The organism is Pseudomonas sp. 2995-1, assembly GCF_002742505.1.
GTDB lineage: Bacteria > Pseudomonadota > Gammaproteobacteria > Pseudomonadales > Pseudomonadaceae > Aquipseudomonas > Aquipseudomonas sivasensis.
The window spans coordinates 199535-225958 of the sequence record NZ_LJSA01000249.1; the positions used below are offsets into that span (position 1 = coordinate 199535).

A 26424-nucleotide genomic window follows, 5' to 3' on the forward strand; every position below is an offset into this window, starting at 1 on the left:
GGCGTGCCGGCCTCATCGGGGGCAAGCCCCCTCCCACATTTATCCGCGTACAGCCTTTGGAGTGCGGTCGAATGTAGGAGGGGCAAGCCCCCGGCCACATTTATCCGCGTACAGCCTTTGGAGTGCGGTCGAATGTATGAGGGGCAAGCCCCCGGCCACATTTATCCGCGTACAGCCTTTGGAGTGCGGTCGAAGGTGGGAGGGGGCTTGCCCCCGATGAGGCCCTCACAGCCAGCGCAAATCCCAAACAAAAAGCCCCCACCCAACCCACTGCGGATAGGGGACGCAATGGGCTGGGTGAGGGCTTCTTGTACGACTGTTTTACTGCGCGATAGTTTTCACCGACACGCCACGTTCAACCGGCGTCGAGCGACCGTAGATATCTTCAAAACGCTCGATATCGTCTTCGCCCAGGTAGCTGCCCGATTGCACTTCGATGATCTCCAACGGGATCTTGCCCGGGTTGCGCAGGCGGTGCACCGAGGCGATCGGGATGTAGGTGGACTGGTTCTCGCAGAGCAGGAACACGTTCTCGTCACAGGTGACTTCGGCAGTGCCGCTCACCACGATCCAGTGTTCGGCGCGGTGGTGGTGCATCTGCAGCGACAGGCACGCGCCCGGCTTGACCGAGATGTGCTTGACCTGGAAGCGACCGCCCATGTCCACCGAGTCGTAGGAGCCCCACGGACGATAGACTTCGCAGTGGTTCTGGGTTTCGCTGCGGCCCTGTTCGTTGAGGGTGTTGACCATCTGCTTGACGCCCTGGACCTTGTCCTTGTGGGCAATCATCATCGCGTCCTTGGTTTCCACCACGACGATGTTTTCCAGGCCGATCACCGACACCAGTTTGCCGTTGCCGTGGATCATGCAGTTCTTGCTGTCCTGGATCACCACGTCGCCCTTGGTGACGTTACCGTTGGCGTCTTTATCGTTGACCGCCCACAGCGAAGCCCAGCAACCCACGTCGCTCCAACCGGCGCTCAGCGGTACGACGCAGGCGCGTTGGGTTTTTTCCATCACGGCGTAGTCGATGGAGTTGTCCGGGCAGCAGGCGAAGGTGGCTTCGTCGAAGGACACGGTGTCGGCGTCTTGCTGGCTGCGTTCAAGGGTCAGCACGCAGGTGTCGTAGATGTCCGGGTCGTGCTTTTTCAGCTCTTCCAGGAAGCGGCTGGCGCGGAACAGGAACATGCCGCTGTTCCAGAAATAACCGCCGCTTTTGACGAACTCGACGGCGCGTTTTTCATCGGGTTTTTCCACGAACTGCTGCACGCGGCTCACGCCTTCGGGCAGCAGCGAATCGTTGGTGGACTTGATGTAGCCGTAGCCGGTTTCTGGACGGGTCGCCGGTACGCCGAAGAGCACCATCTCGCCACGTTCGGCAGCCACGGTGGCCAGGGCCAGGGCGCGTTGCAGGGCTTTCTGGTCGTCGATCACGTGGTCGGCGGGCAGCACCAGCATCAGCTCGTCACGGCCTTCGTTGACCAGCATCATCGCGGTCAGGGCCACGGCCGGCGCGGTGTTGCGACCGAACGGTTCCATCAGGATGCGTTGGCATTCCAGTTTACGGTTGGCCAGTTGCTCGTTGACGATGAAGCGATGGTCCTTGTTGCAGACCACGATCGGGGAGTCCATGCCTTCGAACACCAGGCGTTCCAGGGTTTGCTGGAACAGCGTGTGCTCACCGGTCAGGGCCAGGAATTGTTTTGGGAACTGTTTGCGGGAAAGCGGCCAAAGACGTGAGCCGCTACCACCGGAAAGGATTACTGGGATCATGTGTTTCTCCTTGAATCAATTGGGTCAGAGCCTGTGGGAGGGGGCTTGTTCCCGATGGCGGTGATTCAGTCAGCACATCTGTTACTGAACCACCGTATTCGCTAGCAAGCCCGCTCCCACAAGGGGGAGCGTCAATTTCAAAAGCTAATCAGCGGGTCGACACCGGGCGCTTGACCCAAACTGGCGACAAGCTCGAACCCGAGCCGGTGACATACAGCACCGCCGCTTCACCACGTTCCAACGCAACCGGCTTCACATCGCCGACTTTCTTGTCACCGTCATACAACGCCAGGCTCACTTTCACCGGGTTGATTTCGCGCTCGCCACGGCCTTTGGCAGCTACCGACTTGACCACATCAGTCTTGCCATCGGCGGTCTTCAGGGTCAGGGCCTTGTCGCTGAGGTTCTGCACGCGCACCAGAGACTTTTGCTTGTTCTTGAACGGCGGTTCCTCGATCAGTTGAGGTTGGCCGCTGCCGCTGTTGACCAAGGTGTAGTAGTGATCGGCGGCGAGTTTGACCGGCAGGCTCTGGCTGCCAACCTTGGCGCTGTAGTCACCGCCCGGCATGAAGCTGAAGTCGCTGCTGGCCAGTGGCGCAACCTCGTTGAGATTGGTGTTGCCGACGGTGGCGCTGACTTCCTGGTTGCTGGCGTTATAGATACGTACGAAGCTCGAACCTTTTGGCGCGGTAGGGCCGTAGAGCGCGGCATCACCACCGGCGAAGGCGGACAGGGATACGAAGCTCAGACCGGCAGCAATAGCCAGGGTTTTAGCGAGACGACGAGGAGTTGTAGTGAAAGTCATGTGAGTTACCTCTCTTTCAGTTTTGCGCCCGGTCGGGCGTCTCGGATTTCTGATTTTTAATAGCTGGGGTGTTCAGTGCCATGTTCTGTTGGCGCGAACCGGCTTGTTTAAGTTGCGCAACCCACGCGGGGTCGGCATCACCGATTTCGTTGTTTACGGGCAGATAACGTTCAGGAAACTCCCAGATCAGCACCTGTGGCGGGCTGTTCTTGAAGTCATCACTTTTCAGGTAGCTGAGCATCGGCAGGATCGGGCCGTGGCCGTCTTCGGAGTAGTTGATGACGTCGCTGCCCAAGGCTTGCTTGAGCGCACCGACAAAGTTCCAGTTCGGGTTGGCGCTGTAGCTGGTGCCCACGAGTGCCACCGGGGTTTCGCTGTCGGCAAACAGCGCGTCGTCGCCTTTGGTTTCGGCCAGGTGCGTGACGCGTTTTTCCAGCGGTTCTTTGGGCGGCATCAGGTTTTCGAACAGCGGGTCCAGGGGCAGGAACAGACGCAGGTCGCCTTTGTGTGGCTCGGTCTTTTCGGCCTCGGTGACAAAGCGCTGTGGCTCGCCGCTCAGCGGGGTCTTGTCGGCAATCGCCTTGGCCAATTGCTTGGCGGCGACTTCGGCACCGTCCGGTGTCCAGTGGGTGTCGGTGCGCAGGAACACTTGCTTACCGCTCAACTTGGCCTGTTGCAACGGGCCGAGCAGGTCGGGAGCAGGGATGTTGTCTGCGGCAACACGGGCATGGAAGTCCTGGTACAGATTGGCGTGGATGCTCGCCGGTTTTACTTCACCCAGGTGTTCCGGGTACAGGCGCACCTTGGCCGGCACGATGGCCATCACCAGTTGGATGCCTTGGGCCTTGAGCTTCTGGCGTACGCCTTCGACCAGCGCGTAGTTGCCTTGCAGGTTCTGGTCTTCGTTGACGGCGGGGTTGAACTCCTCGTCGCTGTACAACCAGTGATCGCGGCCCAGCACCACGCCAGGGCGGCCTTCATTGAACAGCTTGTAATCCAGCGCCGCCCAGAGGTTGGTGCCGAGGCGCTTGATCGGGAACTCGTCGTCGTAGTGAGTCTCGACGGCCTTGGTCCAGCGGCCGTTGAGCACCGTGGCCTCGGCGTTGGTGCTGAAGCCAAAGAAGCTACGCAGCGACCAGGCGCCCAGGGCCAACAGCAGCACCATGAACAGGCTGATATAGAGGACGCGTAATGAACGGGTCATGGTCGGCTCCCTCAGAATTGGAAGTAAAGGAACGGCGAGAAACTCTGCGCCGACAGTTTGAGAATCGACGCCACGAACAGCAGCAGCACCGCAGCGCGCATGGCGTAGCGTGGCCAGTCAGCGGTCCAGTAGGCCGGTTGCACGGCGGCGTCCTGGCCAACGGTGAAACCTGGCTGGTGGATGCTGCCGGGGTTGTCGCCGGGTACCGCCTTGATCAGGCTTGGGTCGACAGGCTTGGTTTTTTCAGCAGGACGATTGGTGTAGAAATCGCGCAGGCCGAAGAACGCCAAGGTTGCGTACGCCACCACCAGGGTTGCCACTTGCAGGCCAGTGAGGTTGGCGCGGTTGAGTTCCGACAGCGACCACTCACCAAAGCTGAACATCGCACCGTACATACGGCCGGCAACGTGCAGGTTTTCGGAGCGGAAGATCACCCAGCCCATTACCACCAGCAGGAAAGTGAAGGCCCAGCGGAGGACGTTGAAACTGCGCGGCGCGGTATTGAGGCCAATGGCTTTTTCAATCGCCAGCCACATGCCGTGCCAGGCACCCCACACGATGTAAGTGATGTTCGCACCGTGCCACAGGCCACCGAGCAGCATGGTCAGGAACAGGTTGCGGTAGGTGGTCAGCGTGCCTTTACGGTTGCCGCCCAGAGTGATGTACAGGTAGTCACGCAGCCAGGTAGAGAGGCTGATGTGCCAGCGGCGCCAGAACTCGGTGATCGACTGGCTGATGTACGGCTGCTTGAAGTTTTCCATGAAGCGGAAACCCATCATCAAGCCCAGGCCGATGGCCATGTCGCTATAGCCGGAAAAGTCGAAGTACAGCTGCGCGGTGTAGGCCAGCGCGCCGAGCCAGGCATCGCCCGTGGTCGGGTTTTGCAGGGCGAAGCAATGGTCGGCCACCACCGCGAGGGTGTCGGCGATGAAGACCTTCTTGATGAAACCCTGCATGAACCGCGTGCAGCCCTCGGAGAACTTGTCGAGGGTGTGGGTGCGGTTGTTGAACTGGTCAGCCAGGTCGCGAAAACGCAATACCGGGCCGGCGATCAAGTGCGGGAAGATCGCCACGAATGCCGCAAAGTCGATCAGGTTGCGCGTCGCCGGAGTGTCGCCACGGTACACGTCGATGATGTAGCTGATGGACTCGAAGATGTAGAACGAGATCCCGATCGGCAACAGCACGTGGGTCAGGATGAACGGCTCCAGGCCGGCTGACTTCATCATCACGTTGATGCTGTCGACGCCGAAGTTGGCGTACTTGAAGTAGCCGAGGATGCACAGGTCGACCACCACGCCCAGCAGCAGCCAGCGTTGGGCCGGCTTGGTGCGCACGCCGGCTGCACCGACCTTGAGGCCGATCCAGTAGTTCCACAGCGTCACCGCCGCGAACAGCGCCAGGAAGTCCACTCGCCACCAGGCGTAGAACACGTAGCTGGCAATCAGCAGCAGCAGGTTGCGATAGCGTTGCCCGCTCAAGTAGTACAAGCCGAGAAAGATCGGCAAGAACAGAAACAGGAACACATTGGACGAGAAAACCATCCCGATCTCTCCATGTTTAACCAACAGTCAAGGGCCGCAGCCCCCCCCAAACCCCCCACGAAAATACGGGGGGCGGTACAACAATTTCACTGGCAAGCGCGGTTCAAGTGTGGGAGGGGGCTTGCCCCCGATAGCGGTGTGTCATTCGACACAGAGGGCGACTGTTACACCGCCATCGGGAGCAAGCCCCCTCCCACATTTCTAACCGTGTTCCATCAGCTGCCTTTGTTGCCTTTTTCGTGCGACGGGTCGTAGACCTTGGTCAGGTCACCCCCGAGGCGGAAGGTCTTGAACGGCTGCATCCCGTGCTTGCGCTCCACCACATCCGGCGCGCAGGTGTAGAGGGTGCAGAAGGGTTCGAGCCAGGCGAATTTCATGTCCTGCTTCAAGTCCTTCATATCCTGCTCTTTACCGTTCTTCTGTTCGAAGATCTCCGGATCCTTGACCCCGGCAAGCACTTTGTCGCCCAGGCGCTTGAGCGCGCTGTTGTTTTCCTGGCGCAGATCAACACCGTTGACCAAGGCAAAACTGGCGATCATCGACAGCGGCGGCAGGGCGTAGTTGTGGTACGACAGGGCGCGTTGCTGACGCTTCAATTCGTTGGGCAAGAAGCCTTGGTCGTCGACCTGATTCACGCCGACCTTGTATTCCTTGACCGCCCAATCAAACAGGTCGCGACGGTTGGTGGCGATGGACGTAGCCATCACTGACCAGGCGGCCCAGTAAGAGTGGTTGTTGGTTTTTTCCAGGGGCAGATTGTCCCAATCGCTTACCACTTGGTCGGCCAGTTTGTTGAACCAGGCTTCGATCAGCTGCGATTCCTGCTGGTGATTGGCCAGCGGGTGCGAGTCGGAGAACTTCAAACGCACATAGGCCGAAGCCATGCTGCCCAGTGCCCATTTGCGCATGGACTTGCCGGTGTGGTTGAAGTCCTTGGACATCAACGCATCGGCCTTGGCCCACGACACCAGCCAGTTCAGGGTGCATTCAAGCTGCTCCGGGCGACCGTCACGCATGAACTGCATCACGCGTTTGCTGGTGTCTTTTTCCAGCTTGGTGATGTCGGCCGTGCTGTCACGGAAGGCTTTTTCCGACTGCACGTTCAGCGTGGAGCGGGCCTTGTCGGAGCCTTCGTACTTGCTGCGAAACTGCAGAGGCCCGGTGTAGGGCGTCGGCATGGTGTCGCAGTTTTCCTTGAAGTCGCCCGTCTTGAACGCTTCGATTGGTGCGAAGTAGCCCTGGGGCGGACGCAGTGGGGCGGCGGCGTTGACCGAGCCGGCGAAGATCGCCAGGCCCAGCAACGATGGAATCCATAACTTCTGCATAAGTAACCTCATTGCCCGAGTGAGGCAGTCTTCTGACCGCCGCTTGGGAATACGTTGCGTGTGCAAATTTTCGCTTCGACCTTCTGCGCGGCAGCGCCCGCTTCGGGGCCCTGCACTTCCACGGCCAGCAAGTTCTGCGAGGCCCAGTCTTCATCGGTGCGCAGTTCAAAGGCGAAACGCCCGTCTGTATCGGATGTTTCGGGTTTCTCGATCTTGATGTCCTCGTGGCGCCCGTTCATGTACCAGAGGGTGGCTTGCAAGGTTTTCACCGATGGATCGGCGAAGCGGATATCAACCTGATGGTTGGCGTTGCGCAGGTCTTTGTTCGAACTGTTAACCATCAATTCGTTCTTGCCGGGTTTCAATGTAGTGCTCGCGGTCATCTGCGCGGTCTTGCCTTCGCAGCCGTTGTCGAGCAGCGACATCATCTGGCGGTAGATGGTCTCCTGGTCCAGGCGATACAGCGGCGAGAATTCCCAGATAAGGATTTTCGGCGGGGTCTTCTGGAATTCTTCGCTGCCCAGGTACTGGATCATCGAACCTTCCAGGCCACCGCCGGGGAAGGCCACGTTGAGAATGTCGGCACCGATTTCCTGCTCCAGGAAGCCGGCGAAGTTGTAGTTCTTGCCGCTGTGGCTGGTGCCCACGAGGGTGATCTGCGGGTTGCCCGAGTCGCCGAACAGGTCGCCGTCACCGGCTTCGCCCTTAGGCTCGGTGGTGAACTGGTCCATGTACTGGATCGCGTAGCTGGTGCCGCACAATTGCCCGGCCATGTTGTGCAGGGTGCCGGTCTTGCCCATGCGCCCGGAGCGCTTGGTCTCGAATTCACGCTTCGGAATATCGGCAAACTCAGGCATCGCACGCACTTTGGCGCCGACGATTTTCGCAGTGCGCTGGGCGCCGTATGGGGTCCAGTGCTGGTCGCCACGGAAGTAGAAATCGTGGGCCGGCAGTTCATCCGGCAGTTGCTCATTGGTGAGCGGCGACAGGTCCGGCACCACGTAGCCCATCTTGGCGAAACGGCCGAGCATGGTTTTGTAGTTGCCCAGGGCCTTGTCGAAGTCGAACTTGGCTTTCTCTTCAGGGTTGAGTTTGTTGCGGTTCACCAGGCCACGGGTCGGCTGGTAGACCACCACCAGTTCCACGCCCTTGGCCTTGAACGCATCGTGCAGTTGTTGCATGCGTTTGTAGCCGGCGGGGCTGGTGTCGAATTCGGTGCGCAAGTCTTCCTGGGTACGGAACAGCCAGTCGCCCTGGGCTTCTACCAGGGTGGTGAAGTTCTGCTGGTAGCGCGTGGTGTAGTTCTTCGCGTCATGGGCGGCCGGGCACAGGCTGCAGCACGGTTCGGCGGTGAAGGTCGGTGCCTTCAGTTCGTCGGCGCGTACGCCCTGGCTGGCCGCGAGCAGGCCGAGGGTCAGACCCGAGAGGCTCAGCAGTTTGATCATGTGTGGGTGCATAAGGGTCATCCTCAGTCCTGCATTTCGGTCTGGCGTTCGACAGGGTCGATCAGCACGGCTTTCTGCTGGCGTACCAGCAGGTCGAGAATTTCTTCCTGGCGTTCGCCTAGGACGCCGGAGAAGCTGATGCCACTGGATTTGGTCGGCGCCAGCATCGACACGCGATACAGCTCAATGCTCAGCGGCGAGTCGATGGACAGCGGCCCGCTGCCGTTCCCTGCCAGCTCACCGCCGACCACGATCAGCGAGACCTTGGCGTCGAATGGGTCGAGGGCGATGTCGCGGTCGGTGTCGGTCAAATCCTTGATGTGGCCGTACACGCCGGTCAGGCCGTTGGCCATCGAGGTGTTTTCGTACAGCTTGATGTTCACGCTGTTACGCACACGAATGCCGTGGCGACGGTTGCTGATCACCTTGTTGCCCCACAACAGGTTGTCGCCGCTCTCATAGAGGGTGATGCCGTCAGTGTGGTTGCGGTAGATCTCGTTGTCGGCGATCAGGTTGTTGACGCTATTACGGTCGATCACCAGGCCCGAAAGCTTGTTGTCGTAGCTGCGGTTGTTGAAGATGAAGCTGTCGTTCACTTCACGGGAAATGATGATGCCGTGCTTCTTCTTTGTGCCGTAGACGGTGTTGTCCGCGATGATCAGGCCGTGGGAACGGTCGTGGGGGTCAATGCCGTAGACGATGTTGTCTTTGTAGGTATTGCCCTTGATCACGAAGCCCGTGGTCTCATAGCAGTAGAAGCCGTACCACATGTCCGAGAACTCGGAGTCGATGATCCAGCCGGTCGGTTCAGGGCGCTTGAGCACCTTGGCCATGTTCGGCGTGTACTGGGAAATACTCACCCCGTACGACTTACTGTTGGCGTAGCCGAAACTGGCCATCTTGGTCTTGGAGATGTACGTCTCGGTGCCGCCCCAGGCCAGCAGGAACGGGCGGAACTCCTTCGGCGACTTGAACAGCGCCGGGCCGTTGGCCTTTTCGTCCCAACCGGTGATTTTGGTGTCACGCACAAACAACTGGCCGTCGTTGATCAGGAACGAACCGGCCTGTTGGGACAGGCGCAGCTCCTGGGTCTTGTTATCGATGTCCAGGATGCCTTTGCGCCCGACCACGATCGGCAACTTGGCCAGGAACACACCCGGCGAGGTTTCGCTGAAGTACTGCTTGGGCACTTTACCCAGCAAGTCTTTGAGGTTCATGTAGCCGTCGTCGACAAAGATCGCCTGTGGAATGCCGTGTTGGCGCACCACCCATTCGGCCATCTTGTTGTCGCCGCCGATAAAGTCCTTGAGGGCGTCTTCCTGCATCATGCGGCGGATGCTGATTTTGCCGGGCTTGCTGCGCACGATCTTCTTTTCCATCGCGGCGGCGGTGTAACCCGACAGGTCCGGCAGGGTCGGCTTGGCCATTTCCAGCGGCGCCGTAGGCGGGCTGGAAATGGTGTAGGTCTTGGCCTGTTGCAGTTCCTTGGCGATGGTCGGCGCCTTGGCCGCCGTATCGGCGAACGCTGTGGCGCTGGCCATCAGCATTGCCGCGACGAGTAGGCTTTGAGCATTCATTGCGCAGGCTCCCATCAGAATTTCCAGACCACGTCGACAAAGGCGCGGTGCATGTAGGAGTCGACTTTGCTGCCATAAGCGTCGCCCGGTTTGAACACACCGGCACGGAAACGCACCAGGGCCGAGGGTTCGTCAACCGACTGGCTGAGCGCGGCCGGCAGAAGGCCTTTCTTGAAGTACTTGGTGACGACCAGGTCCATCTCCTGACCGAGGTCTTTCTTGCCGTCGGCCAGTGGCAAGGAGGTGCTGGCGACGATGTCACCGGCGGCGTCGGTGGTGTTATCCAGCGCGGCAATGCCGTTGCTGCTCACCGGCTTGTTGCCATCCACGCGCCAGAACTTGTGGTACACCAGGCTGGCGTCGTAGTCCTCGCGCAACTGCCAGGACCCGAACAGGCTCATGGACTGCATGTTGTTCATCTCGCCGCGAAACGCTTCGCCGAAGCGGTGCACGCGGGACTGAGTACCGGTCCAGTTCGAACGGTTGCTTTGCAGGCCGTTCTGCTCGTAATCGGCGCTGGCGCGGGAGTAAGCCGCACCCACTTGCCACTGCGGGTCGAGGCGCAGGCGCACGCCGATATCGGTGGCCCAGCCACTGAGATTGTCACTGCGCTTGGCCTGATCGGGGCTCGAACCGTCAGACTTCAACGCGTTGACCTTGTCGCGGTCGCCACGCATGCCTGTCACGCTTGCCCAGTAGTTGACGGTGTTGGTGTTGCGCCAGTTGTAGGCGTCGCTGTTGGCTTCGATGCCGAGCCAGGTCAGGTCGCCGTTTTCGCGCTTGTCCAACGAGTCGGTGGGTTGACCCGGTTCCGGGTAGTCGAGCTTGCCGTTGTCATGGGTGTGATGACCGCGCAAGCCGATCCACTGGCCTGGCGTCCACTGGTAAGCGGCGTCGGCGTAGAGGTGCTGGCGGTCCTTGTCGACAGGCGACAGTTCCTTGAGGTCGGTGCGGTATTCGCTGAAGCGTTCGGCGACGCCCACGTTGGCTTTGAGCAAGGTGGTGTCGAAGGTCCAGTTCAGCGCTTCGATGTTGGTGTCGCGCCATTGGCCGTCGTCATTGCGCAGGCGTTGGCGACCGAGCTTGAGGATCTCGCCAGGGTAGGGTGTGAAGCCGCTGTAGCCGACCCAGAATTCGCGCATCGCCAAGTAGTTCTTCTTGGTCTTGCGGTCGTTGTTGGTGGTTTGCTGGTTTTCGTCGTCGGCCGACTGTTGCAGGGTGTCGGTCTCGATGATGTCGCTCGATGCAACCGCCTGGCCCATGGCGTAGGCGCTCCAGTTGCCGCTTTCACCGTAGATCCAAGGGCGCAGGTCGATACCGACGCCGTTGACGTCGCCGCCTTTTTGCGTGCCCAGGTCGCGGTCATCTTCGGACTGGCCGGTGATTTTCACTTCCAGGCCGAAGTTCTTGGCTTCAGTCAGCGCGGCCAGGGTCGGGCACGACCACAGCAGGGCGAAGGTCAGGCCAATACCGGCCTTGACGAATGGGTTGAGCTTCATAGGGATTCCTCGCCGTCGTCTTCTTCATCCAGGGCGTGCAGTTGCAACGTGCTCTGGGCCAGGGTGCCGCGGGCGGCCAGTTCCTGTTGCACCAGGCGTTGGCCCTGGGCGCGTTGTTCCGGCGTCAGCGGTGCTTCGAGCTGGGTGGCCAGCTCAACGGCTTGCGGGGTGTCCTGGGCTTTGGCCAATTGGCTGAAGACATAGGCGTTCAATGGGTCGGGCTTGGTGCCCTTGCCTTGGGAAAACAGTTGGGCGATGGCGAAGTCGGCGCTGTTCTGGCCGTTTCGCGCCGCGGTCAGCAAGTGGTCCAGGGCCTTTTGCGGGTAGACCTTGCCGAGGTAGCCACGGCGGTAGATCTGGCCGAGGTAGTAATCGGCAGCGACTTCCTTGCCCACGGCTTTTTCGAAGTGCGCTTCGGCGGCCTTGGCATCGGCCGGTACCCACTTGCCTTCGTAGTAGAGCTTGCCCAGGAGCAGTTCGGCGCGAGGCTGGTCGGCCGCGCGGCCGTTGTCGAGGTACTTCATCATTTGGTCGACGTCGCCCAGTTCCGGGAAGTCGTAGAGCAGTTGCGCGAGGCTGACCCAGGACGCCGGGTAGCCAGGGGCGATTTTTTCCAGCAGGGCCTGGGCGGTTTTTTCGTCCGGCGTGCCAAGGGTGGCATCGCCGAGCACACGGGCGACGCTGTCGACGCGCTGGGCGGTGACGGTGCCACGGCTGTAACCGGCTTCCATCTGCTTGAGCAATTCGGCCTGTTTTTCCGGCGCGGCTTGTTTCTGATAGACCGTGGCCAGCTCGACGTAGCAGATATCGGTGGTGTTCAGCGCGGCTTTGCAGATGCGCTCCACATCATCCATGTGCTGGTCGTAGGTGCCTTGGGTGCGATACAGCAGCACTTGGGCAAGGCCGGCTTCCGGGTAACCGGCGGCCTGCCATTTGCTGATTTGCTGCTGGGCGTTCACATTCGGGAAGCTGTGCGGGTATTGCAGGTACAGCATCGCCAGTGGAATCAGGGTGTTGCCTTCACCATTGGCAAAGGCTTTTTTCAGCAGGCCTTCAGCTTCATGGTGCTCGGCTTCGGTGGAGCCAGGCTTGGCCACCAGCAGGCGCCCCAGGCGAGCCTGGGCGCGCGGCGAAGTGTCTGCCGCTGCACGGTAAGTGGCTTCGGCCTGTTTGATTTGCGCCGGATCGCGGGTGCCTACCTGGATATCGGCCAGGCCCACTTGGGCCTCGCTGTAACCCAGGTCTGCCAGTTGCTGGTAATTCTGCTGCGCGGTGACGGTGTCGCCACGCTTAAGCGCTTCATTGGCCAGGCGTTGGTCGGGCAGGCCGGCGCAACCGGCGAGGCTCACCGCAATAGCCAGCAACGCCACCGAACCCATGTGGGAGGGGGCTTGCTCCCGATACAGGCGACCCGATCCGTCAGGCAAACCGCGCTGATCCCATCGCGAGCAAGCCCGCTCCCACAGGGATTGCGGTGTTTTTAGGCGCGTCATCACAGGCATCTCCTCGCTTACAGTCCGGCAGCCATGGCTTTATCGATCAGCCAGTTCAGCGATGGGCCACGGTCGCTGGTGACTTCCACCGGGCGGCCGGCGAATGCGCTGTCCAGCGGTGCATCAGGCTTGATCTGTACGCGGATGTCGGAGGACAGATCGGCGCTGTTCAGGCTGGTGCTGCTGACGATGGTGCCGGTACGCACTTGGTCTTCGTCGGCAACCTGGAAGCTCACTGGCGTACCTGGGCGCACGTCGCCGAACTGGCGATAGGTGAAACGCGCTTCCACATTGGCCGGAGCGCCGCGTGGCACCAGTTGGAAGATCACATCGCCTTTGCTGGCGTACTGACCGTCAGCGACCATTTGCTGGGCTACCACGCAATCACACGGTGAGGTCAGGGTGCCGGTCATTTGCTTGCCGAACAGTTCTTCAACCTTGGCCGGTTGCAGCTGGTCTTCGTCCAAATGGCCCTTGAGCACATCCAGCATGCTGGTGCTGAAGGTCGCCAGCGGCGCGCCTTTGGCGGCGATCGCGTCACCTTTGAGCAGGCTTTGCACGGTGCCGTCGCGCGGCATCGTCACGTTCATACCCGGCACGCTGACCAGACCGGCCTGGGCGTGGCTGACGAAGTACATGCCGTACACCGACTTGAAGACAAACCCGAACGCCGCCAGGCCCACGATGAAGATCCCCGCGCTGAACGTCACTGCACGCAGGCGACCGAGTGCGGTCATGCCGCTGCCGCTGTCCTTGACCTTGCGCGCCTTGGTGAAGTTGTCGCGTTGCAGGGTCGCCAGCACGTCACCCATGGACACGATGTCGCCGGACAAGTGCGAGGTGATCAGGTGGCGCAGGGTGGAAATATCCTGCTGTTCCAGGTTCTGGAACTGGCAACCGGTACGGCCGCTCTGGCGGTCGTAAGAGCGGATCTGCAATTCGACGTCCATCGCCAGACCGAGGTTATCGATCACGAACTGCAGGCGACCCTTGTGCACTTCGCCGACGTTGAGCGGTTGGGTTGCAGTGAATGCCAGGCCACCGGCGGACAGGTCCAGAACCCGCGCTTCGGTGGGTTTGCCGTCATTGCCGAAGAAGCGCAATTTGGCCGGGATTTTTACCCGTGCGTGTTGGCGTTGGGCTTCGGATTCGTGGACAACATTGACGTTTGCTTGGCTGTTCATAATTTTCGATTTCCTAGTTAATTCAGGCTTGGCAGGGTCAGACCATCATCAGCAACACGGCGACGAAAATGCTGCCGGCGGAGAAGGTCATGGTCCGAGACGACCAGGTGTTGAACCAACGTTGAAAGCTGGCCAAATCGCGGGTCAGTTTGGTGTCCTGGCGAGTCCAGGACTGTTGATCAAGGCGGAAGAACACGTAGATCTTCACCAGCGCGCCCATGATCTGGTTGTAATAGAGAATCGCCGGGTAAGCCGGGCCGATCTTGTGGCCGGAACACGACAGCAACAGCGTGAGGATCAGGCGGGTAATACCGATCCACAGCAGGTACGCGAGGATGAACGCGCCGCCGTATTTGAAGGTGGCGATAATCGCCACGGTCAGGCCGAGCAGGGAGGTCCACATCGACACGCGCTGGTCGAACAGCACCACGCTGGTGAACAGACCGAGGCGGCGTACGCCCAGGCCGAGGGCGCGGGAGTTCTGGCGCAGGTTGTTGCCGTACCAGCGGAACATCAGCTTGCGGCTGGCCTTGATAAAGCTCTTTTCCGGCGGGTGTTCCACGGTGTTGATCGCGGCGTCCGGCACGTAGAAGGTGTCGTAGCCCAAGCGCATCAGGCTGAACCAGCTGGACTTATCGTCGCCGGTGAGGAACTTGAAGCGGCCCAGGCGCCAGTGTTGCAGCGAGTCGCTTTCCACGTCGGCGATAAAGCCCGGGTCGGTGACCACGCTGGCACGGAACACCGACATGCGACCAGTCATGGTCAGCACGCGCTTGGACAGGGCCATGGAGCACATGTTGATGTGGCGCTGGGCGAAGCGCAGTTTGTGCCACTCGCTCATGATGTAGCCGCCGCGTACTTCGCAGAACTCGTTGGTGGTCAGGCCGCCGACATTGCCGAACAGCTGGAACCACGGCACGGTTTTGCGCACTACGCCTTCGGCAAGCACGGTGTCGCCATCGATCACCGCCACCACGGCGCGGTCGTCCGGCAAGTGGCGGGAGATGGCGCGGAAACCGAAGGCCAGGCCGTCGCGCTTGCCGGTGCCGGCGATGCGCACGAAGTCGAGCTTCACGTGCTCTGGAGGGTTCATCTTCTCCCAGAGGCTCTTGACCAGCAGCTCATCGGACATTTCCACCAGCGAGCAGACCACGGTGGTGGGGAAGCCGCATTCGATGGCCTCGCGGATCACGGAGCTGTAGACCTGCGCGGTGGTCAGCGCATCGATCCTGAAGCTTGTAACCATCAGGAACACGTGGGACGGGTCGGCAGACTTGCCCAGCTTGCGCACTTTACGACGCAGGTGCGGGTAGACCACGTACAAGAACAGCATGCCGCGAAAGAAATGCGTAGCACCCATCGAATAGCGCCAGATACCGACGGCGCCAATCAGGAAAATAAAATTCTTCGACTCGGAGTCGAACGTACTCGCCGGCAACAGCAGGGCGAGACCCATCAGCAGGCTGAGGAAGAACAGCCAGCCGGCGGATTGCAGTAGTACGTGTTTTAACTTGGACATAAGCATCTTCCGAAGGTGAAGGAGGTTTCAGGCGGCGAGCGCTGGGGATGGAAACGCGCGCCGCCTGAAACTTGCCGGTGCTGTTACCAGCAGATGCCTTCGGTGCGACCGGTCGCGCAGGTGGCTTTGGACATGAAGCCCACCAGGTCGATCACTTGCTTGCCGTGCGGTGCGTTCTGCGCCAGGGCGCGGAATTTCTCGTCACGGTTACCGAGGATGATCACGTCGGAGTTGTTGATCACGTCGTCGAAGTCCGAGTTGAGCAGGGACGACACGTGCGGGATCTTGCCTTCGATGTAATCTTTGTTCGCACCGTGGACACGGGCGTACTCGACGTTGCTGTCGTAGATGCTCAGGTCGAAACCTTTGCCGATCAGCATTTCTGCCAGCTCTACCAGCGGGCTTTCACGCAGGTCGTCGGTACCGGCCTTGAAGCTCAGGCCCAGCAGGGCGACTTTGCGTTTGTCGTGGCCGGCAACGATGTCGAAGGCGTTCTGCACCTGGGACTCGTTGCTGCGCATCAGCGAGTTGAGCAGCGGCGCTTCCACGTCCAGGGTGCTGGCGCGGTAGGTCAGGGCGCGCACGTCTTTTGGCAGGCACGAGCCGCCGAACGCAAAGCCTGGGCGCATGTAGTACTGGGACAGGTTGAGGGTCTTGTCCTGGCAGACCACTTCCATCACTTCACGACCATCGACGCCGACGGCCTTGGCGATGTTGCCGATCTCGTTGGCGAAGGTCACCTTGGTGGCGTGCCACACGTTGCAGGTGTACTTGATCATCTCGGCAACGGCGATGTCCTTGCGGATGATCGGTGCGTCGAGTTCTTCGTACAGGGATTGCAGGACATCGCCGGAAGCTTTGTCGAACTCGCCGATGACGGTCATCGGTGGCAAGTCGTAGTCGGCGATGGCGGTGGATTCACGCAGGAATTCCGGGTTGACCGCGACACCGAAGTCGACGCCGGCTTTCTTGCCGGAGCAGTCTTCGAGGATCGGGATTACCACGTTGGCCACGGTGCCTGGCAGTACGGTGCTACGTACGACGACGGTGTGGCGGGTGGCTTTGTCACGCAGGACAAAACCGATCTCGCGGCACACGGCTTCGATGTAGTCGAGTTCCAGATCGCCGTTTTTCTTGCTCGGCGTACCGACGCAAATCATCGACAGGTCGGTATCACGGATGGCGTCGGCGAAGTTGGTGGTGCCGCGCAGTCGACCGGTTTCGATACCCTGGCTCAACAGCTCGCCCAGACCCGGTTCAACGATTGGCGATTTGCCAGCGTTGATCAGGTCGATCTTATCCTTGGAGATGTCTACGCCTACCACTTCGTGGCCACGGGCAGACAAGCAACCGGCACACACTGCGCCAACGTAACCTAGACCAAATATGCTGATGCGCATCGCATTTACCTCTGTGTTAATCATGCCAATTAATGGCCGGAGTTCATGTTTGCAAGCGTCACAAATGCCACGAAAGTTAGGCGAATAGACGCCGACTTACCGCGTACAGGCATGTTGAATAATGAGTGACTAACGATTGCACTCAAGTTGTGCGCAACTTGGCCTTATTGTTGGGACCTGCCCTCAAATGCAGCCGGCCTTCCTGGGAGAAGGGCCTGGCGCCAGTGCCGCAGGGCTTTGATAGAGGCGGCAAGCCTTTAAATATCAATGCCTTGGGTTGTGTCACTGACCATTAGGGGAGGCTTAGCCCTGGCCTTATAGGGAGAAGCAAATCATCCTTGTCGCCGCTCTTAATTAATCGGTTGGCAATATGACCAATGAGTCAAAGTTTAATATGACAACTTCGCTACTTCCGTTGGTCGCCATGTAAGTCATCTCCTACAGAAACAGAGAATTTCGTTACCGGTGGTATGAGCCGTGCTTTGGGACGAAGTTCCAGACCGCCTATCTAGAGCGCTGAAATTTCTTGAAATATTAGGAGGGATGGCACTAGTACTATATTGATAGCACTTGCTATTTGGGCCAGTAGTTATAGGGAGTTGGCTTGGAGAGATAGTTTTGTGCCACTAGTGTTTTAAAAAAGTGGTGCCACTACGAAAAAAATTTAGAAATGTCGAGTGAAAGAAACGTTAGGAATGCGACAGGATATTTTTTGACGTCAAAACGTTGGCGTTTGTCGGATTCAACGCAGATAAAAATGTGGGAGGGGGCTTGCTCCCGATAGCGGTGTATCAGTCACCCAATCAGTGACTGACACTCTGCTATCGGGAGCAAGCCCCCTCCCACATTTGAACATCGGTGCTGTTGAGAGCTTTATTCCGGTGCGTGATCGCGCAAAAACACCAGGTTGTCCGGTTTGGACTGCTCCGCATTGAAGCGATAACCCTGCACATCGAACTGCTTGAGCTTGGCGGGATCGTTGATGCGTTCTTCAATCACAAAGCGGCTCATCATGCCCCGGGCCTTTTTGGCGTAGAAGCTGATGATCTTGTATTGGCCATTCTTCAGGTCTTTGAACTCGGTGTTGATGATCCGCGCGTTCAGGGCTGTGCGCTTGACCGCCGAGAAGTACTCGTTGGACGCCAGGTTGAGCAGCACGTCATCGCCTTGCTCGGCCAGGGCTTCGTTCAGCCATTCGCTGATGCGCGTGCCCCAGAAGGCGTACAGGTCCTTGCCACGTGCGTTGGCCAGTTTGGTGCCCATCTCCAGGCGATACGGCATCATCAGGTCCAGAGGGCGCAGCAGGCCGTAAAGGCCCGAGAGCATGCGCAGGTGGTCCTGGGCGTAGCTGAAGTCGGCATCGGTGAAGGTGTCGGCGTTGAGGCCGGTGTACACGTCGCCCTTGAATGCCAGCAAGGCTTGTTTGGCGTTTTCGGGGGTGAAAGCCGGGGTCCAGCTGCCGAAACGCGCGGCGTTGAGGCCGCCGATTTTGTCGGAGACGTGCATGAGTTCGCTGATTTGCGCTGGGCTGAACTCACGCAGTTGCTCGATCAATTCCTGGGAATGGTCCAGGAACTGCGGCTGGGTGAAGCGTGGGGTCGCCGGTTTTGATTCGAAATCGAGGGTTTTGGCGGGGGAAATCACCGTCAGCATGAAGTCGTCTCCTGTAATCGTGGGGGGATTCTAGGGGCTCGGGCGTTTTGACTCCACCTATGATGGCGATAGGCGCGATCCGCTATGATGGCCGGTGACTCTGGAGAGGGAGACCCTGCGTGCGAATAGCGCTTTTGTTGTCGGCTTGCCTGCTGTGCCTGAATGCCCAGGCGGCACCGGTGGATGTAGCCAGTCTGGACCGTGGCACCTGGCCTGAAAAACTCAGCAGCCCTGCGCTGTTCGACGTAGCCTCGCGCGCCGAAATCCTGATGTTCGCCCGCAGCCTGTTGGCCAGCGAGTCCCTGGATGACGCGGCGCTCAAGCAGCGCCTGGGCCTGAGGATCATCAACCAGGCCGCCATCGACGACCTGCGCCGCCAGCTCTGGCAACGCCTGCTGGAAAACTACACCGTCGCCCAGCAGAGCTGCGAGGTGGATGCCTCGTTCTGCTACCTGGTGGAAAACATGGACGACCTGCGCGAACAGGCCGGCAAGTTCGAAGTCAGCCAAGACTCCTTCTATATAGGTTGGGCCGCCCCCAGCCATACCTTCCATGAACGTTACCTGGACGAACTGCTGAGAAAGGCCGCGCTTTTCCCGCAGATCAGCAGCGAAGTTGCTCGGTTTGGCGACCATGAGCGCAATGGCGACGAATTCAACGACCGCCTGTTCCTGCTGACGTTCGACGGCGGCCCTGCACCGGTCAGCGGCAATACCGACTGGCTCGCCGACTACCTGCGCAAGCAGAAGATGAACGCAACGTTCTTTGCCCTCGGCAGCAGCTTGCAAACCCGTGTCGAGCGCAGTTCCGCCGCGCAAGTGGAGGCGTTGTACCAAGGCCAGTGCGTCGGCACCCAGGGTTGGCAGTACCGCTCCCACAGCCATTGGGTGGACTGGCAGAGCTCCGTCACCCGCAGTGCGTCGTTGGTACAGAACCTGATGCCGGAAAACTACGTGCCGCTGTTCCGCCCACCGTACGGCCAGCGCCGCGCGGACAGTCAGGGCTTCTTTCAATCCCAGGGTTTGCAGGTGGCGTTGTGGGACATCGATTCCCAGGATGATCCAGGCAAGCTCAAGGCCGATGAGTCGATGCAGCGCGTGCTCACACTGATGTTGCTATGGCGCAAAGGGGTGATTGTGTTTCACGACACTCAAGACAAGGCGCGGGTGGCATTGCCGCTGTTGCTACAGGCAACGGCGCAGAGTGGCTTGGGTTGGCAGGACTGCCGGGAAGCATTTCGTTAAAAAGATGAAGTGCCCGGCCCTGTTGGGTATGAGGCGTTTTCGGGGTGATTTTGTGCGACATTTCGATGCAGGCGGACTTCCGACTTTAACGGGGTGCATGGCACTCGGCTAGTGCTATTCGTCATCCTGAAAAATAAACTTCAAAAAAGCGTCAAAGTGCTTTTTCCTGTCATGGGTTTTGCGGTATTACGAAGTCAGATCGCCGAAACCTGCAACACAGGTGGCGTCTTCCAAGACTCCTCATGTGGGCACTGCGCTTGACGTCACTCAGGTGCAGTCGGTGGTCGAATCAAGGCGCAGCACTGTCGTGGTATTGCGTCGACTGGCTCCCACAAAGGTGACCGAGTATGGATGATCATGGACGCACCCCTTCTTCCGACCAGCCAATCCTTTATGTGCTTGATACCAACGTATTGATCCACGATCCAAACGCACTGCTCAATTTCGAAGAGCACCACGTCGCCATCCCGATGATCGTGCTTGAGGAACTCGACAAACTCAAAAGTGGGCACCACAGCGTCGCCGCCGAATGCCGCCAGGCCATCCGCCTGATCGACAAGACCCTGGGCGAAGCGTCACCCGAGGACGTTGAAGTCGGCGTGCCGATCCAGCGTGGCAAGAGCGGGCCCAAGGGCTTGCTGTCGATTCTGATGAGCAAGCGCAGCGAGCCCAACAGCCTGCTGCCGGAAAACCTCAACGACAACAAAATCATTAACCAATTGATCGACCTGCACGCGCGTGACAAGGACTTGCGCCTGGTGTTGGTGACCAAAGACATCAATATGCGCCTCAAGGCCCGAGCGTGTGGGATCGCGGCCGAGGACTACAGCACCGACCAACTGGTCGATGACGTTTCAATGCTGTCCCGTGGTTATCACACGGTGACCGGTTCCTTCTGGGACCTCGTGAGCAAGGTCGAAACCCGTCAGGACCATGGCCGCACCTGGCACCAGGTACAACTGATCGACAACCTGCCGGCCGTGCACATCAATGAATTCATCATCGACGAACAGGGCTTCGTGGGCTGGATCAAAGAGATCCAGGTCGACAAGCTGCTGATCCTCGACCTGCATCAGGAACCCCTGTTGCACCAGGAAGCCTGGGGCCTGAAACCGCGCGACATCTACCAGAGCCTGGCGCTGTATGCGCTGCTCGATCCGGACATCCACTTGGTCAACCTGACCGGCGCTGCGGGTTCCGGTAAAACCATCCTCGCCCTGGCTGCCGCTATCGAGCAGACCATGGTGACCAAGCGCTATCGCCGCATCATCGCCACCCGCTCCGTGCAGGGGCTGGACCAGGAAATTGGCTTCCTGCCCGGCACCGAAGCGGAAAAAATGGAGCCGTGGCTCGGGGCGATCACCGACAACCTCGAAGCCTTGCACATGGATGACGAAAACACCCATGGCAGCGTCGACTACATCCTCAGCAAAGTGCCGTTGCAGTTCAAATCCCTCAACTACATCCGAGGTCGCAGCTTCCAGCAGAGCCTGATTTTGATCGATGAATGCCAGAACCTCACGCCGCACCAGATGAAAACCATCATCACCCGTGCCGGCGCCGGTTCCAAAGTGGTGTGCCTGGGCAACCTGGCACAGATCGACACCCCTTACCTGTCCGCGACCAGCTCCGGGCTGACCTACCTGACTGAACGCTTCAAAGACTTCCCGAACGGCGTGCACATTGCGCTGCAGGGTGTGCCACGTTCGATCCTGGCTGAATACGCAGAGTCTCATTTGTAAATGCGGTCAGTGTGGGAGGGGGCTTGCTCCCTCCCACATTTTGTTGTGTGTTGGGTTTACAATCGCGGCTCCTGATCAGGAGTATCGCTGTGCTGACTCATCTCGATTCACAAGGTCGCGCCCATATGGTCGACGTCACCGACAAGTCCGTGACGTTCCGTGAGGCGGTGGCTGAAGCGCGGGTGCGCATGTTGCCAAGCACCCTGCAAATGATTGTCGACGGCGCCCATCCCAAGGGCGACGTGTTTGCCGTGGCCCGCATCGCCGGGATCCAGGCAGCAAAAAAAACCAGTGATCTGATCCCCCTGTGCCATCCGCTGATGCTCACCGGCGTCAAGGTCGAACTGAGTGCCGATGGCGAAGACGCGGTGCATATCGTGGCGCGCTGCAAGCTGTCCGGGCAGACCGGCGTGGAGATGGAAGCATTGACGGCAGCCAGCGTCGCTGCGCTGACCCTCTACGACATGTGCAAGGCCGTGGATCGCGGCATGACCATCGAAAGTATTCGCCTGCTGGAAAAGCTGGGCGGCAAGAGCGGGCATTTCAAGGCGGATCAAGTATGAGTATTAACGTCCTGTTTTTTGCGCGCTACGCCGAATCGGTGGGCTTCGATTCGCTGGAGATGGAAGGTGAGTTTGCCACCGTGGATGCCGTGCGCCTGGCGCTGGCCAGTGACCCGGAGTTTGCAGTCCTCAACGAGCCAAGTCTGATGTGCGCCCGCAATGAGGAGTTGTGCAGTCTCGACGAACCGGTACACGCCGGAGACGAAGTTGCCTTCTTCCCGCCCGTGACCGGAGGCTGAACATGGCCATCCGTGTGCAGGTTGAGGCGTTTGATCCCGGTGCTGAAGTTAACGCAATGCACGCGGCCAACGTGGGCGTGGGCGCGGTGGTGAGTTTTGTCGGTTATGTACGCGACTTCAATGATGGTCGCGACGTATCGGGGATGTTCTTGGAGCATTACCCCGGTATGACCGAAAAGGCCCTGGCCAAGATCGCCGTGGAAGCGGAGCAGCGTTGGCCGTTGCTCAAGCTGGACGTACTGCACCGCGTCGGCGCGTTGGAGCCGGGTGAGCCGATTGTGTTTGTCGCGGCAGCCAGTGCCCATCGCCAGGCTGCATTTGATGCCTGTGCGTTTGTGATGGATTACTTGAAGACGCGAGCGCCGTTCTGGAAGAAAGAGAACACCCCTGAAGGTTCGCGCTGGGTGGAAGGGCGGGACAGCGACCACGCTGCAGCGGACCGCTGGAAGTAGCCAGCCGAACATAGAACCAAATGTGGGAGGGGGCTTGCCCCCGATAGCGGTGTGTCAGTCAATTTGTGTATCGACTGATCCACTGCTATCGGGGGCAAGCCCCCTCCCACATTTTTGACCGGGTTTCAGCTTACGGGCGTTTGCGTTCTACAGCTCGCAGCAAGTGCGTCGGCGGTGTCTCGCAGCTGATCTTGCGCCCCAGCAACGTCTCGATCGACGGCAACTGATACGAGTCATCTTCCCCGGCAAAGCTGATCGACACACCCGCTGCGCCCGCACGGCCAGTACGGCCAATCCGGTGCACATAGTCGTCCGGCACTTCCGGCAGGGTGAAGTTGATCACGTGGCTGATGCCATCGATGTGAATCCCACGGCCCGCCACGTCAGTGGCCACCAGCACGCGGATCTTGCCTTCGCGGAAGCCTTCCAGTGTCTTGATGCGCTTGTGTTGCGGCACATCGCCGGACAGTTGCGCGGCGTTGACACCATCACGTACCAGGCGCTCTTCGATGCGGCGTACTTCGTCTTTGCGGTTGGCGAACACCATCACGCGCTCCCAACCGTTGTCGTTGATCAGGTTGTAGAGCAGTTTGTACTTGTCGGCACCGGCCACCGCGTAGATGTGCTGTTCGACGTTTTCGCTGGCGACGTTCAGCGCTTCAATCTCGACGATGGACGGGTCGGTGGTCCACTGCTTGGCGAGGTTCATCACGTCTTCGGTGAAGGTCGCGGAGAACAGCAGGGTCTGACGCTCGTTTTTCGGCGGGGTCTGACGAATGATCTGGCGCACTTGCGGGATGAAACCCATGTCGAGCATGCGGTCGGCTTCGTCCAGCACCATCACTTCGACCATGTCCAGGTGCACGTCGCCGCGCTGGTTGAAGTCCAGCAGGCGGCCAGGGGTCGCTACCAGAATGTCGCAGTGGCGGGCTTCGAGGTGTTTGAGCTGCTTGTCGAAGTCCATGCCACCGACGAAGGTCATCACGTTAAGGCCGGTGTATTTGGTCAGGTCGGCGGCATCCTTGGCGATCTGCACCACCAGCTCCCGGGTCGGGGCGATGATCAGCGCGCGCGGTTCACCCATGTAGCGCTCTTTCGGCGGCGGCGTTTGCAGCAGCTGGGTGATGATCGAGATCAGGAACGCGGCGGTCTTGCCAGTGCCGGTCTGGGCACGGCCGATGGCGTCTTTGCCGGCAAGGGTAAAGCCCAATACCTGCGCCTGGATCGGCGTGCAGTACGGGAAGCCCAGGTCCTGGATGGCATGCATCAGTTCCGGGGCCAGTTTGAAGTCGTGGAAACGGGTTTTACCTTCCTGGGGCTCGACGACAAAGTCTTCGAGTTTCCATGGGATCACCGGCGGTTTAGGGGCGCGTTCCCGGCGAGGCTTGGGGGCGGGCGCGGCTTCAGCCTGAGGGGTTGCCTGTTCGGGCGATGTCACCGGCGGCGTCTTCGGCTGCGCGATAGGTGCGGTCCGGTCGGGCTGTTGGCCGTCATTGCGGCTGCCGGAGGCGGGGACAGGAGCACTGGGGACAGGCGCGAGCGGCTCAGCCTCGCTTTTGCCGAACATCTTCTTAAGTGCTTTGAGCACGGTGATCTCATTAATTGGTTAAGGAATGTACGCCGGGCAGTGTAATGCAAGAATCGGGCGCGGCGTAGTGTGTCTGTCATACGGCTACATAAATGCGGAGTATCAGCCTAGGCGAGCGCTCAACCAGGCGCCAATATCGTGTATCTCCTGAGGTAACACTTCGTGGCCCATTGGGTATTCCTGCCATGTCAAGGTGACACCACGGCTCTTCAGGTGTTCGTAAGCCGTACGGCCCATCGCGTTCTGCACCACCTCGTCGTGCTGGCCGTGCAGGCACAGAGCGGGAATGCGCTGCTGGCTGGCGGACAATTCCAGCTCATCGCTGAAAGTGGGCGCGTAGGTGGAGAGGGCGATGACGCCACCCAAGGCACCCTGCCATTTGGTAAACGCTGTGTGGAAAACCACCGCGCCACCTTGGGAAAAACCGGCGAGGAAAATTCGCGAGGCGTCTATTCCGCTGTTTTTTTCGTTTTTGATCAAATCGGTGACCATTCTGGACGACTCATCCAGCTCTTCCAGGCTGATCGAACGGGCCGGGCTCATGGCCTTGATGTCGTACCAACTCGGCATTTCGTAGCCGCCATTAATAGTCACCGCGCGGGTCGGCGCTTGGGGTAATACAAAGCGCGTCGTCAGCAAGCTTTCCTGCAGCGCTTCGGCCACCGGCAAAAAGTCGTAGCGATCGGCACCCAGGCCATGCAACCAGATTACGCAGGCGTCTGCGGGCTTGGCGGGCTGAAGAATCAAGGGTTCGGTCATGTCTGCTCCATAAATGTGCGTGCGCTCCGATTAAGTGCGACGGAACGGTGCGTCATAGGTTGATCTGTTAAGAGAATGTCGCAAGGTTGAATCTTTTCCTATTGACCATGGGCTGAAACGACTCAGCCACCACTCTGGTACGGCGCTTGCTATGTGTAGGTCGATGTCAGAACTATCCCGGGACGGTAACACTATCAGTGACTGCCGTTTATGGGATAGCCGCTGGAATTACTGCGACAGCCTCATGCCGCTTGACCCTAAAAAAAACCAACACGGGTCAATATCGCCTCATAAGGGTGCGCTGAGGTTCGAGCTCCGACACAACAAGAGCGTATTTGGAGGTTTGAATGAAGGTATTGAAATCCACCCTGGCCATCGTTTCCGCGGCCGCTGTACTGGGTGTCAGTGGTTTCGCCCAAGCTGGCGCCACTCTGGACGCCGTGCAGAAGAAAGGCTTCGTGCAATGCGGCGTGAGTGACGGCTTGCCGGGTTTCTCGGTACCGGATGCCAGCGGCAAGATCCTCGGGATCGACGCTGACGTTTGCCGCGCTGTCGCTGCTGCTGTGTTCGGCGACGCGACCAAGGTCAAGTTCAGCCAGTTGAACGCCAAGGAGCGTTTCACCGCGCTTCAGTCTGGCGAAGTCGACATTCTGTCCCGTAACACCACCATGACCAGCTCTCGCGACGCCGGCATGGGCCTGAAATTCCCAGGCTTCATCACCTACTACGACGGCATCGGCTTCCTGGTTAACAACAAGCTGGGCGTAAAAAGCGCCAAGGAACTGGACGGTGCAACCATCTGCATCCAGGCCGGTACCACCACCGAGCTGAACGTTTCCGACTACTTCCGTGGCAACAACCTCAAATACACCCCGATCACCTTCGACACCTCCGACGAAAGCGCCAAGTCGCTGGAATCCGGTCGTTGCGACGTACTGACTTCCGACAAGTCCCAACTGTTCGCCCAGCGCAGCAAGCTGGCCGCGCCGAAGGACTACGTGGTTCTGCCGGAAACCATCTCCAAAGAACCGCTGGGCCCAGTCGTGCGTAACGGCGACGACGAGTGGCTGGCCATCGTGCGCTGGGTTGGCTACGCCATGCTCAACGCTGAAGAAGCCGGCATCACTTCCAAAAACGTTGAAGCTGAAGCCAAATCCACCAAGAACCCGGACGTTGCACGTCTGCTCGGTGCTGACGGCGAATACGGCAAAGACCTGAAAGTGAAGAAAGACTGGGTCGTACAGATCGTCAAGCAAGTCGGTAACTACGGCGAAGTGTTCGAGCGCAACCTCGGCAAGAGCACCCCGCTGGAAATCGACCGTGGCCTGAACGCACTGTGGAACAACGGCGGCATTCAATACGCACCCCCTGTGCGCTGATCGCTGATGGTTCTGTCACCCGGTGGGCCAACCGCCG

At 59.5% G+C, this 26424-nt stretch carries 21 protein-coding genes; 6 read left to right on the forward strand and 15 right to left on the reverse strand.

All coding sequences use genetic code 11. The features are described from left to right. Positions 1-321: 321 nt before the first annotated feature. From AOA61_RS03725 to yaaA, 13 genes are all read right to left on the reverse strand, one after another. Positions 322-1773, reverse strand: coding sequence for a mannose-1-phosphate guanylyltransferase/mannose-6-phosphate isomerase (locus AOA61_RS03725; RefSeq protein WP_032886351.1), 1452 nt, complete (start codon positions 1771-1773; stop codon positions 322-324). Between the two features lie 148 nt (positions 1774-1921). Further along, positions 1922-2578: an alginate O-acetyltransferase AlgF gene (locus AOA61_RS03730; RefSeq protein ID WP_032886353.1), complete on the reverse strand. Its 657-nt coding sequence runs from the start codon at positions 2576-2578 to the stop codon at positions 1922-1924. A gap of 16 nt (positions 2579-2594) precedes the next feature. Continuing rightward, positions 2595-3782, reverse strand: a complete 1188-nt coding sequence (locus AOA61_RS03735; protein WP_099601163.1) for an alginate O-acetyltransferase — start codon at positions 3780-3782, stop codon at positions 2595-2597. Positions 3783-3793: 11 nt separating this feature from the next. Beyond that, positions 3794-5326 (reverse strand): MBOAT family protein, encoded by a 1533-nt coding sequence (locus AOA61_RS03740; protein ID WP_032886355.1) that lies wholly within the window; start codon positions 5324-5326, stop codon positions 3794-3796. 215 nt (positions 5327-5541) lie between these two features. After that, a complete protein-coding gene (locus AOA61_RS03745) occupies positions 5542-6651 on the reverse strand; it encodes a mannuronate-specific alginate lyase (protein ID WP_081797682.1) in 1110 nt (369 codons plus the stop codon). An 8-nt stretch (positions 6652-6659) separates the two neighbouring features. Continuing rightward, positions 6660-8108, reverse strand: coding sequence for an alginate O-acetyltransferase (locus AOA61_RS03750; RefSeq protein WP_032886487.1), 1449 nt, complete (start codon positions 8106-8108; stop codon positions 6660-6662). A gap of 11 nt (positions 8109-8119) precedes the next feature. Next, positions 8120-9688, reverse strand: a complete 1569-nt coding sequence (gene algG, locus AOA61_RS03755; RefSeq protein ID WP_032886358.1) for a mannuronan 5-epimerase AlgG — start codon at positions 9686-9688, stop codon at positions 8120-8122. Further along, on the reverse strand, positions 9688-11172 hold the full coding sequence (locus AOA61_RS03760) for an alginate export family protein (RefSeq protein ID WP_032886361.1): 1485 nt from the start codon (positions 11170-11172) through the stop codon (positions 9688-9690). The genes algG and AOA61_RS03760 overlap by 1 nt, the downstream gene beginning before the upstream one ends. Further along, positions 11169-12674 (reverse strand): alginate biosynthesis TPR repeat lipoprotein AlgK, encoded by a 1506-nt coding sequence (gene algK, locus AOA61_RS03765; RefSeq protein WP_178075179.1) that lies wholly within the window; start codon positions 12672-12674, stop codon positions 11169-11171. The genes AOA61_RS03760 and algK overlap by 4 nt, the downstream gene beginning before the upstream one ends. An 8-nt stretch (positions 12675-12682) precedes the next feature. Then, a complete protein-coding gene (locus AOA61_RS03770; RefSeq protein ID WP_032886365.1) occupies positions 12683-13849 on the reverse strand; it encodes an alginate biosynthesis protein Alg44 in 1167 nt (388 codons plus the stop codon). Positions 13850-13886: 37 nt separating this feature from the next. Next, positions 13887-15368 carry a mannuronan synthase gene (gene alg8 / locus AOA61_RS03780; protein ID WP_032886367.1) on the reverse strand — a complete coding sequence of 494 codons (1482 nt, stop codon included), beginning with the start codon at positions 15366-15368 and terminating at the stop codon, positions 13887-13889. A gap of 83 nt (positions 15369-15451) precedes the next feature. After that, entirely contained in the window at positions 15452-16768 is a 1317-nt protein-coding gene (locus tag AOA61_RS03785; protein ID WP_095183884.1) for a nucleotide sugar dehydrogenase, read from the reverse strand. Between the two features lie 873 nt (positions 16769-17641). Continuing rightward, entirely contained in the window at positions 17642-18421 is a 780-nt protein-coding gene (gene yaaA, locus AOA61_RS03790; protein WP_095183885.1) for a peroxide stress protein YaaA, read from the reverse strand. 119 nt (positions 18422-18540) lie between these two features. Here yaaA and AOA61_RS03795 point away from each other — a divergent pair, with 119 nt between their 5' ends. From AOA61_RS03795 to moaE, 5 genes are all read left to right on the forward strand, one after another. Continuing rightward, positions 18541-19665 carry a polysaccharide deacetylase family protein gene (locus tag AOA61_RS03795; protein ID WP_032886371.1) on the forward strand — a complete coding sequence of 375 codons (1125 nt, stop codon included), beginning with the start codon at positions 18541-18543 and terminating at the stop codon, positions 19663-19665. Between the two features lie 347 nt (positions 19666-20012). After that, the gene (locus tag AOA61_RS03800) at positions 20013-21407 is read left to right on the forward strand and encodes a PhoH family protein (protein ID WP_032886372.1); all 1395 of its coding nucleotides are present in this window, start codon (positions 20013-20015) and stop codon (positions 21405-21407) included. A gap of 89 nt (positions 21408-21496) precedes the next feature. Next, complete coding sequence (moaC, locus tag AOA61_RS03805; RefSeq protein WP_032886373.1) at positions 21497-21970, forward strand: cyclic pyranopterin monophosphate synthase MoaC; 474 nt, start codon at positions 21497-21499, stop codon at positions 21968-21970. After that, positions 21967-22209, forward strand: a complete 243-nt coding sequence (gene moaD / locus AOA61_RS03810) for a molybdopterin converting factor subunit 1 (protein ID WP_032886374.1) — start codon at positions 21967-21969, stop codon at positions 22207-22209. Before moaC ends, moaD begins: the two co-directional genes overlap by 4 nt. A 2-nt stretch (positions 22210-22211) precedes the next feature. Then, positions 22212-22661 (forward strand): molybdopterin synthase catalytic subunit MoaE, encoded by a 450-nt coding sequence (moaE, locus tag AOA61_RS03815; RefSeq protein ID WP_095183887.1) that lies wholly within the window; start codon positions 22212-22214, stop codon positions 22659-22661. A gap of 130 nt (positions 22662-22791) precedes the next feature. Here moaE and rhlB read toward each other — a convergent pair whose 3' ends face one another. Then, on the reverse strand, positions 22792-24255 hold the full coding sequence (gene rhlB, locus AOA61_RS03820) for an ATP-dependent RNA helicase RhlB (RefSeq protein WP_177326431.1): 1464 nt from the start codon (positions 24253-24255) through the stop codon (positions 22792-22794). Between the two features lie 96 nt (positions 24256-24351). Beyond that, a complete protein-coding gene (locus AOA61_RS03825; protein ID WP_099601165.1) occupies positions 24352-25008 on the reverse strand; it encodes an alpha/beta hydrolase in 657 nt (218 codons plus the stop codon). A 347-nt stretch (positions 25009-25355) separates the two neighbouring features. Between AOA61_RS03825 and AOA61_RS03830 the strand changes: the two genes are divergently transcribed. After that, the gene (locus AOA61_RS03830; protein ID WP_010212954.1) at positions 25356-26387 is read left to right on the forward strand and encodes an amino acid ABC transporter substrate-binding protein; all 1032 of its coding nucleotides are present in this window, start codon (positions 25356-25358) and stop codon (positions 26385-26387) included. Positions 26388-26424 lie beyond the last annotated feature (37 nt).

Bases quoted from the DNA above. Each gene is read 5' to 3' on its own strand.
- AOA61_RS03725 (WP_032886351.1), bottom strand. From the start codon at position 1,773: ATGATCCCAGTAATCCTTTCCGGTGGTAGCGGCTCACGTCTTTGGCCG.
- AOA61_RS03730 (WP_032886353.1), bottom strand. From the start codon at position 2,578: ATGACTTTCACTACAACTCCTCGTCGTCTCGCTAAAACCCTGGCTATT.
- AOA61_RS03735 (WP_099601163.1), bottom strand. From the start codon at position 3,782: ATGACCCGTTCATTACGCGTCCTCTATATCAGCCTGTTCATGGTGCTG.
- AOA61_RS03740 (WP_032886355.1), bottom strand. From the start codon at position 5,326: ATGGTTTTCTCGTCCAATGTGTTCCTGTTTCTGTTCTTGCCGATCTTT.
- AOA61_RS03745 (WP_081797682.1), bottom strand. From the start codon at position 6,651: ATGCAGAAGTTATGGATTCCATCGTTGCTGGGCCTGGCGATCTTCGCC.
- AOA61_RS03750 (WP_032886487.1), bottom strand. From the start codon at position 8,108: ATGCACCCACACATGATCAAACTGCTGAGCCTCTCGGGTCTGACCCTC.
- algG (WP_032886358.1), bottom strand. From the start codon at position 9,688: ATGGGAGCCTGCGCAATGAATGCTCAAAGCCTACTCGTCGCGGCAATG.
- AOA61_RS03760 (WP_032886361.1), bottom strand. From the start codon at position 11,172: ATGAAGCTCAACCCATTCGTCAAGGCCGGTATTGGCCTGACCTTCGCC.
- algK (WP_178075179.1), bottom strand. From the start codon at position 12,674: ATGCCTGTGATGACGCGCCTAAAAACACCGCAATCCCTGTGGGAGCGG.
- AOA61_RS03770 (WP_032886365.1), bottom strand. From the start codon at position 13,849: ATGAACAGCCAAGCAAACGTCAATGTTGTCCACGAATCCGAAGCCCAA.
- alg8 (WP_032886367.1), bottom strand. From the start codon at position 15,368: ATGTCCAAGTTAAAACACGTACTACTGCAATCCGCCGGCTGGCTGTTC.
- AOA61_RS03785 (WP_095183884.1), bottom strand. From the start codon at position 16,768: ATGCGCATCAGCATATTTGGTCTAGGTTACGTTGGCGCAGTGTGTGCC.
- yaaA (WP_095183885.1), bottom strand. From the start codon at position 18,421: ATGCTGACGGTGATTTCCCCCGCCAAAACCCTCGATTTCGAATCAAAA.
- AOA61_RS03800 (WP_032886372.1), top strand. From the start codon at position 20,013: ATGGATGATCATGGACGCACCCCTTCTTCCGACCAGCCAATCCTTTAT.
- moaD (WP_032886374.1), top strand. From the start codon at position 21,967: ATGAGTATTAACGTCCTGTTTTTTGCGCGCTACGCCGAATCGGTGGGC.
- moaE (WP_095183887.1), top strand. From the start codon at position 22,212: ATGGCCATCCGTGTGCAGGTTGAGGCGTTTGATCCCGGTGCTGAAGTT.
- AOA61_RS03825 (WP_099601165.1), bottom strand. From the start codon at position 25,008: ATGACCGAACCCTTGATTCTTCAGCCCGCCAAGCCCGCAGACGCCTGC.
- AOA61_RS03830 (WP_010212954.1), top strand. From the start codon at position 25,356: ATGAAGGTATTGAAATCCACCCTGGCCATCGTTTCCGCGGCCGCTGTA.